The sequence below is a fragment of the Brevundimonas sp. Soil_N_31 genome (assembly GCF_057655995.1).
The window spans coordinates 134,890-147,186 of sequence record NZ_JBDGLE010000001.1 but is presented as its reverse complement, the minus strand read 5'-3'; the positions used below and the strand labels follow the sequence as shown (position 1 = coordinate 147,186).

General features: G+C 67.8%; 15 protein-coding genes. 6 read left to right on the top strand and 9 right to left on the bottom strand.

From position 1 onward, the window contains the following. Positions 1 to 68: 68 nt before the first annotated feature. On the top strand, positions 69 to 254 hold the full coding sequence (locus AC3A3G_RS00730; protein WP_125901331.1) for a hypothetical protein: 186 nt from the start codon (positions 69 to 71) through the stop codon (positions 252 to 254). Here the strand turns inward: AC3A3G_RS00730 and dprA are convergent. From dprA to AC3A3G_RS00695, 7 genes are all read right to left on the bottom strand, one after another. Continuing rightward, the gene (gene dprA / locus AC3A3G_RS00725; protein WP_200215960.1) at positions 251 to 1,339 is read right to left on the bottom strand and encodes a DNA-processing protein DprA; all 1,089 of its coding nucleotides are present in this window, start codon (positions 1,337 to 1,339) and stop codon (positions 251 to 253) included. The two genes, AC3A3G_RS00730 and dprA, sit on opposite strands and share 4 nt — an antisense overlap. Then, on the bottom strand, positions 1,336 to 1,974 hold the full coding sequence (gene plsY, locus AC3A3G_RS00720) for a glycerol-3-phosphate 1-O-acyltransferase PlsY (RefSeq protein WP_487487299.1): 639 nt from the start codon (positions 1,972 to 1,974) through the stop codon (positions 1,336 to 1,338). The genes dprA and plsY overlap by 4 nt, the downstream gene beginning before the upstream one ends. A 14-nt stretch (positions 1,975 to 1,988) precedes the next feature. After that, positions 1,989 to 3,284 carry a dihydroorotase gene (gene pyrC, locus AC3A3G_RS00715; RefSeq protein WP_487487298.1) on the bottom strand — a complete coding sequence of 432 codons (1,296 nt, stop codon included), beginning with the start codon at positions 3,282 to 3,284 and terminating at the stop codon, positions 1,989 to 1,991. Further along, entirely contained in the window at positions 3,281 to 4,264 is a 984-nt protein-coding gene (locus tag AC3A3G_RS00710) for an aspartate carbamoyltransferase catalytic subunit (protein WP_487487297.1), read from the bottom strand. The genes pyrC and AC3A3G_RS00710 overlap by 4 nt, the downstream gene beginning before the upstream one ends. Positions 4,265 to 4,287: 23 nt before the next feature. Beyond that, complete coding sequence (locus AC3A3G_RS00705) at positions 4,288 to 5,211, bottom strand: AEC family transporter (RefSeq protein ID WP_487487296.1); 924 nt, start codon at positions 5,209 to 5,211, stop codon at positions 4,288 to 4,290. A 1-nt stretch (position 5,212) separates the two neighbouring features. Then, positions 5,213 to 5,677 (bottom strand): Holliday junction resolvase RuvX, encoded by a 465-nt coding sequence (ruvX, locus tag AC3A3G_RS00700; RefSeq protein WP_455689198.1) that lies wholly within the window; start codon positions 5,675 to 5,677, stop codon positions 5,213 to 5,215. A gap of 84 nt (positions 5,678 to 5,761) precedes the next feature. Then, on the bottom strand, positions 5,762 to 6,061 hold the full coding sequence (locus AC3A3G_RS00695) for a DNA-binding protein (RefSeq protein ID WP_087141170.1): 300 nt from the start codon (positions 6,059 to 6,061) through the stop codon (positions 5,762 to 5,764). 171 nt (positions 6,062 to 6,232) lie between these two features. On the opposite strand from AC3A3G_RS00695, the gene gatC reads away from it, so the two are divergent. Genes gatC through gatB form a run of 3 tightly spaced genes read left to right on the top strand, consistent with a single transcriptional unit; the run spans position 6,233 to position 9,498 of the window. Next, positions 6,233 to 6,520 carry an Asp-tRNA(Asn)/Glu-tRNA(Gln) amidotransferase subunit GatC gene (gene gatC, locus AC3A3G_RS00690; protein ID WP_046653549.1) on the top strand — a complete coding sequence of 96 codons (288 nt, stop codon included), beginning with the start codon at positions 6,233 to 6,235 and terminating at the stop codon, positions 6,518 to 6,520. 3 nt (positions 6,521 to 6,523) lie between these two features. After that, positions 6,524 to 8,002, top strand: coding sequence for an Asp-tRNA(Asn)/Glu-tRNA(Gln) amidotransferase subunit GatA (gatA, locus tag AC3A3G_RS00685; protein WP_278448737.1), 1,479 nt, complete (start codon positions 6,524 to 6,526; stop codon positions 8,000 to 8,002). 2 nt (positions 8,003 to 8,004) lie between these two features. Next, positions 8,005 to 9,498 carry an Asp-tRNA(Asn)/Glu-tRNA(Gln) amidotransferase subunit GatB gene (gene gatB / locus AC3A3G_RS00680; RefSeq protein WP_487487295.1) on the top strand — a complete coding sequence of 498 codons (1,494 nt, stop codon included), beginning with the start codon at positions 8,005 to 8,007 and terminating at the stop codon, positions 9,496 to 9,498. Between the two features lie 202 nt (positions 9,499 to 9,700). On the opposite strand, the gene AC3A3G_RS00675 is transcribed toward gatB, so the two are convergent. Both AC3A3G_RS00675 and AC3A3G_RS00670 read right to left on the bottom strand, forming a co-directional pair. Beyond that, positions 9,701 to 10,639: an RcnB family protein gene (locus AC3A3G_RS00675; protein WP_234287796.1), complete on the bottom strand. Its 939-nt coding sequence runs from the start codon at positions 10,637 to 10,639 to the stop codon at positions 9,701 to 9,703. Positions 10,640 to 10,795: 156 nt separating this feature from the next. After that, positions 10,796 to 11,365: an RcnB family protein gene (locus tag AC3A3G_RS00670; protein WP_200168462.1), complete on the bottom strand. Its 570-nt coding sequence runs from the start codon at positions 11,363 to 11,365 to the stop codon at positions 10,796 to 10,798. A 212-nt stretch (positions 11,366 to 11,577) separates the two neighbouring features. On the opposite strand from AC3A3G_RS00670, the gene AC3A3G_RS00665 reads away from it, so the two are divergent. Together AC3A3G_RS00665 and AC3A3G_RS00660 are read left to right on the top strand one after the other, a co-directional pair. Beyond that, a complete protein-coding gene (locus tag AC3A3G_RS00665) occupies positions 11,578 to 11,880 on the top strand; it encodes a sel1 repeat family protein (protein ID WP_125901352.1) in 303 nt (100 codons plus the stop codon). Positions 11,881 to 11,972: 92 nt separating this feature from the next. Then, positions 11,973 to 12,278: an ETC complex I subunit gene (locus AC3A3G_RS00660; RefSeq protein WP_200168463.1), complete on the top strand. Its 306-nt coding sequence runs from the start codon at positions 11,973 to 11,975 to the stop codon at positions 12,276 to 12,278. Positions 12,279 to 12,297 lie beyond the last annotated feature (19 nt).

Sequence of the window (12,297 nt, the reverse complement as noted above, 5' to 3'; positions counted from 1 at the left end):
CCGGGTAACGTGAGTTTACAAACCTCCCTGAGTTGTGTTCCTCTCAGATGTTCTCGGGAGGGTTGACGATGAACAAGACAGCGCAGCGACGCCGCAAGGCGACGAGCCCTGATCTGACGGACTATCCGGTTCGTGAATATGTGGCCGCCATGGCCACGGAACTGGCCGGAATGGCCCGCTGGGACGGGGATGAGCGGTTGGCCGGACTTCTGGAAAGCGCGGCGGATATGGCCCGCCGCACCGCGCCCGCCTAGGTCGAGGCCAGTCCGCCGGGCAGCAAGGTCGCCCGCCCTGCGAGGTGAAGCTCCAGCAGGGCGGCGGCCGTTTCCGCAATTGACAATTTAGCCGCGCGCGCCAGTTCGTCGCGGGCGATGGGCGTCGGCGACAGCAGGGCTTCGATACGATCCAGCACCGCACCGTCGATCTGATCCGGCGAACCGGCCTCGAACGGCGAATCAGCGGGCGGTTCGCGCAGCGTCCGCAGGGCGGCGTAGGCCCGCTCGATGTCCTCGACCCCCTCACACAGGATGGCCCCCTGACGCAGCAGCTCGTTCGGGCCCTTGGAGCGCGGGTCCAGCGGCGAGCCCGGCACGGCGAAGACGTCGCGCCCCTGTTCGCCCGCCAGCCGCGCGGTGATCAGGGAGCCGGAACGGATTTCCGCCTCCACCACCACCACGCCCCGCGACATGCCCGAGATGATGCGATTGCGGCGCGGGAAGTCGCGCGCCTGCGCCCGCGCGCCGACGGGGCTTTCCGAGACGATGCAGCCGCGCTCGACGATCTGGCGATACAGCTCGGCGTTGTCGGAAGGATAGATGTCATCCACGCCGCCGCCCAGAACCGCGACCGTGCCGGTCTCCAAAGCGCCCAGATGCGCCGCCGCATCCACGCCGCGCGCCAGGCCGGAGACGACGACGTGGCCGTTTTCGCCCAGCTGCTGGGCCAGACCGCGCGCGATGCGCTGACCGCCCGCCGAGGCGATGCGCGCCCCCACGATGGCCATGCAGGGCTGCTGCATCAGCGCCGGATCGCCCAGGGTCCACAGCAGGGGCGGCGGAGGATCGACGGCGGCCAGCGCTTGGGGATAGGCGGCCTCGCCCCACAGGATCAGCCGCGCCCCGATGCGGGCGCCCGCCTCCAATTCGGCCTCGACGGCCTCGGGCGCGGGAATGGAATAACCGCTGCGGCCTCCGCTGCGGATCAGGTCGGGCAGGGCGTCCAGCGCGCGTTCGGCCGAACCGAACCGCTGCAACAGCTGGGAAAAGGCCACGGGGCCGACGCGGTCGGTCCGGGCGAGCCGGAGGCGGGCGAAACGCTCGACCTCCGACAGGGGCGTCACGCCTTCTTCGCCCCGATCTTGGGCTCGGCGCCTTTCAGAAGGCGGCCGATGTTCTCATGGTGGCGGATGAAGATCAGCACGGCGGTGAAGACCGCCATGATGAAGATGGGCTGCGGCGCCGGTAGACCCAGCGCGGGCAGGGGCAGCAGGGCGTAGAGCGGCGTCAATGCCGCCGCCGCCAGGGCCGACAGCGAGGAATAGCGCAGGGCGAAGGCCATGATCAGCCAGGTCGCCGCCGCCAGTAGACCCAGCGGCCAGCACGCCGCCAGGATCAGGCCGAAGAAGGTCGCCACCCCCTTGCCGCCCTTGAAGCCCAGCCAGACGGGGAACAGGTGGCCCAGGAAGGCGGCGCCCCCGGCGATGGCGCCCGCGACGTCCGTTCCCAGCAGATGCCGCGCGATCAGCAGGGCGACCGCGCCCTTGCCCGCGTCCAGGATCAGGGTGGCGATGGCCAGATCCTTGCGCCCGGTGCGCAGGACGTTGGTCGCGCCGATATTGCCCGAGCCGATGTTGCGCACGTCGCCCGCGCCCGCCGCGCGGGTCAGGACCACGCCGAACGGGATGGAGCCCAGCAGGTATCCGCCAATAGCCACAAGCCCGAGCGTAAGGAGCGCCGGCCCCGCCAGATCCTGCAAGTGATTCGCTCCCCTTAACGTGCGTCGTGGACGATGCGGCCCGAAACGACGGTGAGCAAGACCTTCCCTTGCAGTCGCCGCCCGTCAAAGGGCGAATTCTTCGACTTGGACCGCAAGGTCGCGGCGTCGATCACCACCGGCGCCCCGGCGTCGAACAGCACCAGATCAGCGGCCGCGCCTTGCGACAGCTCTCCGGCCTCCAGCCCCAGCAGGGCCGCCGGGCCCTGCGTCAGCGGCCGCAGCACGTCCAGCAGGTCGACGCCGTATTCGTGGTGCAGCGTCAGGGCGGCGGGCAGCAGGGTCTCCAGACCCACGGCGCCCGGCTCGGCCTCGGCGAACGGGCGGCGCTTGTTCTCGGCGGGTTCGGGACAGTGGGCCGAGGTGATGACGTCGATCAGGCCGTCGCGCACCGCCTCGACCAGGGCTTGACGGTCGCTCTCGGCGCGCAACGGCGGGTCCAGACGGTAGAAGGTCCGGTAGTCGCCGATGTCGATCTCGTTGAAGCACAGGTGGTTGATCGAGGCTGAGGCCGCGACCTCCAGCCCCCGCGCACGAGCGCGGGCCAGCGTCTCCAGCGCGCCCTCGGTCGAGATCTGGTCGATCAGGAAGCGCGCGCCGGTCTGCTCGACCAGGGCCAGGTCACGCTCCAGCTGGATGCGCTCGGCGATGGCGGGCGCACCCGACAGGCCCAGCCGCGTCGCCAGTTCGCCCGAGGTCGCGACCGCGCCCTCCGACAGCCACGGCTCGGTCGGGCGGCAGGCGATCAGGGCGTTGAACGAGGCGGCGTAGGACATCACCCGTTGCAGGGTGCGGGTGTTGCGGATCACTCGGTCGCCGTCGGTGAAATACAGGGCGCCCGCCTCGTGCATCAGGCCTATTTCGGCCATGCGCTCGCCGTCGCGCGCTTGCGTCGCCGCGCCCGCCGCGCGGACGTGGACCAGATCGAGCGCCGCGCCGCGCCGCTGAATGTGGTCGATCAGGGCCGGGTCGTCGATGGCCGGGTCGGTGTCGGGCTGAACGACGATGGTGGTGACGCCGCCCGCCGCCGCCGACAGGCTGGCCGACTTCAGCGTCTCCTTGGGCTCGTTGCCCGGCTCGCCGGTCTTGACCCGGATGTCGATCAGGCCGGGCGCCAGGCAGCGCCCCTCGGCGTCGATGATCTGCACGCCATCGGGGCGTTGGGTCGCCTGCCCGTGGATGACCTCGACGATGCGGCCGTTCTCGATCAGGACGGCGCCGGGGCCGTCATAGTCGCTGGCCGGGTCCAGCAGACGGGCGTTGATGATGGCTATGGGTTGAGCGGCTGTCATGCGGCGCCTCCCGCGCGGCGGTGGGCGAGGGCGGCCAGAACGGCCATGCGGGCGGCGACGCCCATCTCGACCTGATCCTGGATCAGGGAGACGCTCAGATCGTCGGCCACGTCGGAATCGATCTCGACACCCCGGTTCATCGGGCCGGGGTGCATGACCTTGGCGTTCGGCGCGGCCCAGGTCAGCTTTTCGCGGTCCAGACCCCAGAAACGGAAATACTCGCGCGTCGAGGGGATCAGGGCGCCCGCCATCCGCTCCAGCTGGAGGCGCAGCATCATCACCACGTCGACGCCCTTCAGGCCGTCCTTCATGTCGTGGAAGACCTCGCAGCCCCAGCGGTCGGCGTCCCCGGGCACCAGCGTCGGCGGGCCTATCAGCCGCACCCGCGCGCCCATCATCTGCAGCAGGGCGACGTTCGAGCGCGCCACGCGGCTGTGGGCGATGTCGCCGCAGATGGCGACCGTCAGCCCGCCCACCTCGCCGAAGGCGCGGCGCAGGGACAGCAGGTCCAGCAGGGCCTGCGTCGGGTGCTCATGGCGCCCATCGCCGGCGTTGACCACGGCGCAGCCGACCTTCTGCGACAGCAGGTCCACCGCGCCGGAAGAGGCGTGGCGCACCACCAGAATCTCCGGCTTCATGGCGTTCAGCGTCACGGCGGTGTCGATCAGCGTCTCGCCCTTCTTCACCGAGGAAGAGGCGACCGGCATGGTCACGACGTCGGCGCCCAGACGCTTGGCGGCGATCTCGAAGGAGGAGCTGGTCCGTGTCGAGTTCTCGAAGAACAGGTTCACGACCGTCTGACCGCGCAGCAGATCGACGCCCTTGGCCGATTGCCTGTTAAAGTCGACGAAGGCGTCGGCCAGGTCCAGCAAGGCCAAGGCGGCCGGCGGATGAAGGTCCCCGGCGGCGAGGAAGTGGTCGCGGGGGAACGGCGTCAGCCGTTCCTTGATGAGGTCGGAGACGGGCGCTGCATGGGTCATTGAGACGTGGCTATAGGCGGGACTCAGGCCAGATGGAATAGCAGCAGGGCCGCGGGGATGCCGATGACCGAGAATACCGTCGTCGCCGCGATGATCCCGGCCATCAGCGGCGCGTCTCCGCCCATCTGACGCGCCAGCACATAGGCCGAGGCGGCGCCGGGCGCCGCGCCGCACAGCAGGGCGGTTCCCTGCGCCAGCTCATCGCCGCCGTACAGGCGCGCCAGCTGCCACATGGCCAGCGGCGTCACGATCATCTTGACCACGACCACGGCGCTCACCGTGACGCGGGTGCGCGCCAGTTCACGGAAGCTGAGGCCTGCGCCCGCCACGATCAGGCCCAGCGGCAGGGCGGCCGAGCCCAGCAGCTGCAACGTCTCGCTCACCCCCGGCGGCTGCGGCGCGCCCGAGAAGTTCAGCGCCAGCCCCAGCAGACAGGCCAGCAGGATGGGGTTGGACATCATCGCCCGGAACAGGGCCCTGGGCGAGGCGCCGTGCTGGCCCGCGCCCCATTTGGCTAGGACGATGACGCTCAGGATGTTGCTGACCGGGATCATGGCGGCGATGACCACGGCGGCCAGACCCACGCCCGCAGGTCCGAAGGTCGCCTGCACGACCGGCAGGAAGACGAAGCTGTTCCAGCGGATCATGCCCTGAAAGACGCTGGTGTAGGCCGGGCCGCTGAGGGGCAGCAGGGGCTTGGACAGCAGGGTCAGGGTCGAAATAATGATGGACACGGTGACGGCGGCGGCGCCCGCCGCGCCTGCGGCCGAGCCCGACAGGTCCGCGTTCCAGATCGCCGGGATCAGGAAGCCCGGATAGAGGACATTGATGGCCAGCTTCTCGATCGGCCGCCAGGCGGCGTCGGGCAGATAGTCCGATTTCTTCAGGCCATAGCCGAGCGCCAGCAGCAGGAAGACCGGCAGGACGCCCGCGAGGATGGCCGCCATCTCAGCCGCGCAGCCGGTCCAGCGCGCCTTGCAGGATCCAGGCGGCGGCGGTGCGGTCCACCACATCGGCGCGGCGCTTGCGGGTCAGGTCCAGCTCGTCGATCAGGAAACGCTCGACCGCCGTGGTCGACAGGCGCTCGTCCTGAAAGGCGACGTTGACCGGCCGGAACCGCTCCAGATTGCGGGCGAAGGCGCGGCACGACTGGGCGCGCGGCCCCTCGGTCCCGTCCATGTTCAGCGGCAGGCCGATGACCAGGGCCGAGACCTTGCGGCCGTCCATGATCCTGAACAGCTGTTCGGCGTCCTGGCTGAACTTGGTCTTGCGGATCAGCTCCAGCGGGCTGGCGATGATGCGGCCGGTGTCGGACACGCTGACGCCGATGGTGTTCTCGCCCAGATCCAGACCCAGCCACGGGGTGTTGGGCGGGCAGGCGGCGGACAGTTCGGAGAGATCAAGGACAGGCACGAGGGCGCGTTAGGCCCAGACGGGACGCGTGTCAAAGCGTGGGGCCCTTTCCCTCCGCCGGGATGAGCGAAGTTGGAGACGGACTCACACGTCGTCATCCCCGACCGGCCCGCCTTCGTTCTCCAGGTTGCGGATCGAGCGCACTTCCTTGCGGGTGAATTTCAGCCGCACGCCCAGGCCGCCGTCTTCCTCATGCAAAAACACTGCGCCGCCTTCCTCCAGCGCGGCTTGAAGGCGGCTGCGGGCCTCGTCGCCGGGATCGACGTTTTCGCGCTCGAAGTCGGCCAGGGCGTCCACAGTCAGGCCGGACAGGCGGGCCACATGGTCGCGCGGCCATTGCACCAGGGCGCGGGCGGCGCGGACTTGGGGGCCGGTGATCTTCATGGTCGCGTCTCCTGTGATCTGCGCTCCATACTTAGGCGCCGCCACGGCCTTCGATAGGGGGCGTTTGGCCGCAACGGCCAAGCTCATTTCGCGCCTGCACCCAAATCCTTGTCGAAGCGGCGTCGAGACGCTAATCCCGACCCCTTAGACTCTCATGCTTTGGAGGGCCGCATGGCCATCGACGCCGCGACGGTGCGCAAGGTTGCGCATCTCGCCCGCATCAAGACCCCCGAGGACCGCCTGGAGCCGCTGGCCCAGGAGCTGAACGGCATCCTGAAGTGGATCGAACAGCTGGACGAGGTGGACGTGCAGGGCGTCGAACCGATGACCTCCAACGTGTCCCAGCCGCTGCGCCTGCGCGACGACGTGGTCACGGATGGCGACAAGGTCGCCGACGTCCTGTCCAACGCGCCAAAATCCGCCGACGGCTTCTTCGTCGTGCCCAAGGTCGTGGAGTAAGTCATGACCGATCTGACCAAGCTGACGCTGGCCGACGCCGTCGACGGCCTGAAGGCCAAGACCTTCTCGTCCGAAGAACTGACCCGCGCCTTCCTGACCAACATCGAGGCCTCGAACCCGACGCTGAACGCCTATGTCGAGGTGACGGCGGACAAGGCGCTGGAACAGGCGCGCGCGTCCGACGCCCGTCTGGCCAAGGGCGAGGGCGGGGCGCTGGAAGGCGCGCCGCTGGGCATCAAGGATCTGTTCTGCACGCAGGGCGTGCAGACGACCGCCGGCTCCAACATGCTGCGCGGCTTCGTCCCGCCGTATGAATCGACCGTCACCGCCAATCTGTGGCGCGACGGGGCGGTCATGCTGGGCAAGCTGAACATGGACGAGTTCGCCATGGGCTCGTCCAACGAGACCTCGGCCTTCGGTCCGGTGAAGAACCCGTGGAAGTCCAAGGGCTCGAACGCCGACCTGACGCCGGGCGGCTCTTCCGGCGGTTCGGCCTCGGCCGTGGCGGCGGACCTGTGCCTGGCCGCGACCGCGTCCGACACCGGCGGCTCGATCCGCCAGCCCGCCGCCTTCACAGGCACCGTGGGCATCAAGCCGACCTATGGCCGCGCCAGCCGCTACGGCATGGTCGCCTTCGCCAGTTCGCTGGATCAGGCCGGGCCGATCGCCAAGACGGTCAAGGATTCCGCCCTGCTGCTGAACTCCATGTGCTCGTTCGACGCCAAGGATTCGACCAGCCTCGACATCCCGACCCCCGACTGGACCCAGTCGGTCGGTCAGTCGGTCAAGGGTCTGCGCATCGGCGTGCCCAAGGAATACGTTCTCGACGGCATGCCCGCCGAGATCCAGAAGCTCTGGGAGCAGGGCGTCGAGTGGCTGAAGGCCGCCGGTTGCGAGATCGTCGAGATCAGCCTGCCGCACACCAAATACGCCCTGCCGACCTATTACATCGTGGCCCCGGCCGAGGCGTCGTCGAACCTGGCGCGCTATGACGGCATGCGCTTCGGCCACCGCGCCGAACAGTTCACCTCGCTGGACGACCTCTATGCGACCTCGCGCGCCGAGGGCTTCGGCAAGGAGGTCCAGCGCCGCCTGACCATCGGCGCCTATGTGCTATCGGCGGGCTTCTACGACGCCTATTACGTCAAGGCGCTGAAGGTGCGTCGTCGCATCGCCCAGGATTTCGACAACGTCTGGGGCCAGGTGGACGCCATCCTGACGCCGTCCACCCCGTCGGCCGCCTTCGCCATCGGCGACAAGCAGATCGACCCCCTGACCATGTATCTGAACGACGTCTTCACGGTGACGACCAACCTGGCCGGCCTGCCGGGCATCTCGGTCCCCGCCGGCCTCAGCGCCGACGGCCTGCCGCTGGGCCTGCAGGTCATCGGCAAGGCCCTGGATGAAGCGACCGTCTTCCAGGTCGCGGGCGCCCTCGAAGACGCGGCGGGCTTCGTCGCCAAGCCGGACCGTTGGTGGTGAGCATGACTGACAACTCCAAACTGATCCAGGGCCGCACGGGCGCTTGGGAAATCGTCATGGGTCTGGAGATCCACGCCCAGGTCGCCTCGAACGCCAAGCTGTTTTCGGGCGCGGCGGTCGGTTTCGGCGCCGGGCCGAACGAGCAGGTGTCGCTGGTCGACGCGGGCTTCCCCGGCATGTTGCCGACCCTGAACAGATACTGCGTCGAGCAGGCGGTGAAGTCGGGTCTGGGCCTGCGCGCCCAGATCAATCTGAAGAGCCAGTTCGACCGCAAGAACTACTTCTATCCCGACCTGCCGACCGGCTATCAGATCAGCCAGCTGTATCACCCCATCGTGGGCGAGGGCGTGGTCGAGGTGGAGGCCGAGGACGGCAGCTTCTTCAACGTCGGCATCGAGCGCCTGCACCTGGAACAGGACGCGGGCAAGCTGATCCACGACCTCTCGCCGACGGAGTCCTACGTCGACCTGAACCGGGCGGGCACGGCGCTGATGGAGATCGTCTCGCGCCCCGACATCCGCACGCCGGAAGAGGCGGTCGCCTACGTCAAGAAGATCCGGACCATTCTGATCTACCTCGGCACCTGCGACGGCGACATGGAGAAGGGCAATCTGCGCGCCGACGTGAACGTGTCGGTCTGCCGCGCCGGGAACTACGACAAGTTCAAGGAAACGGGCGACTTCAGCTTCCTGGGCACGCGCTGCGAGATCAAGAACGTCAACAGCTTCCGCTTCATTTCTCAGGCGATCCAGTATGAGGCGCGCCGCCAGATCGAGATCCTCGAAGACGGCGGTTCGATCACGCAGGAGACCCGCCTGTTCGACGCGGTGAAGGGTGAAACTCGCTCCATGCGCTCCAAGGAAGAGGCGCAGGACTATCGCTACTTCCCCGACCCCGACCTGCTGCCGCTGGTGCTGGAACAGGCCTGGATCGACGCTATCAAGGCCGACCTGCCGGAACTGCCCGACGACAAGCGCCGCCGCTTCATGAGCGAATACGGCCTGTCGCAATACGACGCGGGCGTGCTGATCTCGGAGCAGGCCAAGGCCCAGTATTTCGAGGCCGCCGCCAAGGGCCGCGACGCCAAGCTGGTGTCCAACTGGGTGACGAACGAGGTCTCGGCTCGCCTGGCCGCCGACGGCAAGGACTTCAGCGACAACCCGCTGCCCGCCGCCCATGTGGCCCAGCTGGTCGAGCTGATCGAGACGAACGTCATCTCGTCCAAGATCGCCAAGGAAGTCTTCGACTACGTCTGGAACGGCGAAGGCTCGCCCGCCGAGGTGGTCGAGAAGCACGGGCTGAAGCAGGTCACGGACACCGGCGCCATCGAGAAGGCGGTGGACGAGATCATCGCCGCCAACCCCGACAAGGCCGCCGCCGTCGCTGAGAAGCCTCAGGCCATCGGCTGGTTCGTCGGCCAGGTCATGAAGGCCACCGGCGGCAAGGCCAATCCGGCCGCGGTCAACGACATCCTGAAGGCCAAGCTGGGGTTGTAGAGCTCCAGCGTTTCCCTTTCCGCCGTCATCCTCGGGCTTGACCCAAGGATCCAGCCGTCGGCGTCGGGACGTTCGAAAAGGCTAGCCTCGCCCCTGATGCCCCTTGGATCCTCGGGTCAAGCCCGAGGATGACGGCGTCGTAGCGGGCAAGCATAGTGAAAAAAAGGCCCCGGAGATCGCTCTCCGGGGCTTTCTTGTTGTGTCACCAGCGCCAGGCGTCGCGGACGACTTCGATGATGTAGCCGTCGTAGTCGTCGATCAGATAGATCGCATTGTCGACGTAGACCCATCGCGTGCCTGGAGGCGGATAGCCCAGGCCGTAGGTGCGCCAGTCGTTCACCTGATAGCGCCAGAAGACGTCCGGCAGGTACTGGCCGACGTAATACTGCCTGTTCCAATAGCTGCGCGGCACGCTGTAGTAGCCGTAGCCGGGCGCGAAATAGAAGCCGATGCGCACGCCGTTCCAGCTGCGGAAGCGCTGGTCATGGCGCCACCAGTCGCTGCGGTGGCGTCGATCCCAGTCGCGGCGCCACTGGTCGCGGTTCCAGCGGTTGTGGAATTCACGATAATCGCGGTCCCGGTTCCACTGGCCCGGTCGATCGGGGCGGTTGGGGCGATTCCAGTCCGGACGATCTGGTCTGTTTGGCCTCTGAGAATCTGGTCGATCCGGGCGTTGCGGACGATCCGGTCGGTTCCAGTCGGGCCGATCCGGACGGCCGTTTTCGGGTCTGTCGGGGCGTCCAGGCGTCTCAGGCCGAGAAGGACGGTCGGGCCTGTTCCATTCCGGACGATCCGGGCGCTGCGGATGATCGGGCCGGTTCGGCTGCTGCGGCCGCTCGGGACGATTGGGTCGCTCGCCGGATGGACGGTCCGGCCGGAGGCCATCTGGCCTTTGCGGGCGCTGAGCCTCGGGGGAGGGGCGCTGCGGTCGCTCAGGACGGCTCTCGAACTGGCGTTCCTGGCGCTGAGAGGGCGATACGGCGCGATCGCGTTGCTCACGCTGAGGAGCGGTGCGTCGTTCCGGACGGCGAGCGCCGTCCTCGCGCGCGTGGGGCCGGTCCTGGGCCATGACCGCCAGCGGCGCGGCGGTGGGAACCAGGAAGCTGGCGGCGGCCGCGAACATGAGGAGCGAACGTTTCATGATCATCAATCCTCGCACGTCCGACAGGACGGCTTGATGCCAAGATGCGCGGCGCGCCATGAACCGGCGCTGAACGCTGATCGCAGAGCGTCGTCATGAAAAAGGCCCCGCAAGACAGGTGCTTGCGGGGCCGAAGAAGGAGCTTGTCTGAACGATCTAATAGATGTCGTGCAGGACGCTGGCGATCAGGCCGGTCGCGACCGCGATCATCAGGATGTCGTTGCCGGCGTGGACATAGCGGTAGCCGCGCGGCGCCGGACGCAGGCCGTAATAATAGGGATCGTTCACATAGTATCCGCGGTAGGCGGAGGGCAGATAGCCGCCCGTGCGCCAGCGATAGCCGTAGTAGCGAGGCTCGACCCGATAATAGCCGTGGCCGGGCGCATACCAGTAACCGTTCCGCGCGCCGCGATAATCACGGTACTCGGGGCGGTGACGCCACCAGTCGCGGTTGTCACGGCTCCAGCGGTCATATCGCCGCTGCTCCTGACGCCATTCACGGTGATCGTTGCGGCGGTCCTGTCTCCATTCGCGCCGGTCATCGCGGCGATCCTGGCGCCACTCGCGGCGATCATCGTGGCGATCCTGACGCCGATCGCGATCATGGCCCCGGCGGTCCTGGTTCCACTCGCGACGATCATGGCGGTCCTGAGCCTGCGCCATCATGGGGGCGGCCGTGGTCGCCAGCGCCAGGGCGATGACGGCGGCCTTGGTCAGGCGGTTCATGTTCAACTCCATCCAAGTGGCGAAACCCTGTCTGGCTGGAATTTCGACTTTGGCGAATGAACGCCGTCTGAACCGGAGCGTCATCTTGCGGGGTGTGGCGCGTCCACGGCATTCGGCGCCCGTCTTTCGGCGTTAACGCTAATTTCAAACCGTCGGTATTTGACTATCGCTCCGAGGGCGGAGCCAGAACGGCCCGTTCAGGAGGACAAGCGATGACTGCCTATGAAACGGCGCACGACGCTATCGACCACGCGGCTCTGCCGCTGCCCACGCCCGACATGGACGGCGACGCCCTGTTCCGTCTGGGCCTGGCCTACTCGGCGGGACTGGACGGGTGCCCGATCGACCGGGTGTCGGCCCACATGATCTTCAACCTGGCCTCCATGAAGGGCTCGATCGAGGCGCGGGAATACCGCCGCGACATCAGCCAGGAGATGGAGCACGACGAGATCGCCGAGGCGCAGCGCGCCGCGCGTCGCTGGATCGACGCCGGTTCATCCTCTCTGGCGGCCTGACCTAGGTGAATTGAGAAGCCGTTCGGCGTCTGGACCGGGCGGGCGCGGCGGGGTATGCACCCCGCGAGTTCCCCGTCCGAAGGATTCCGTCCATGCTCGCTCGCATCTACCGCCCGGCCAAGACCGCGATGCAGTCCGGCAAGGCCAAGGCGCGCGACTGGCGCCTGGAGTTCGAGCCCGCCTCGGCGCGCACCATTGATCCGCTGATGGGCTGGACCAGCTCGACCGACATGAACGGCCAGGTCCGCCTGTCCTTCGACACCAAGGAAGAGGCGGTCGAGTACGCCGAACGCCACGGCATCGCCTTCCGACTGCATGAACCCAATGAGGCGCCGGTCATCATCAAGGCCTACGCCGACAACTTCGCCACCAACCGCAAGCAGTCCTGGACCCACTAGGGTCGGACGGCTGCACTTG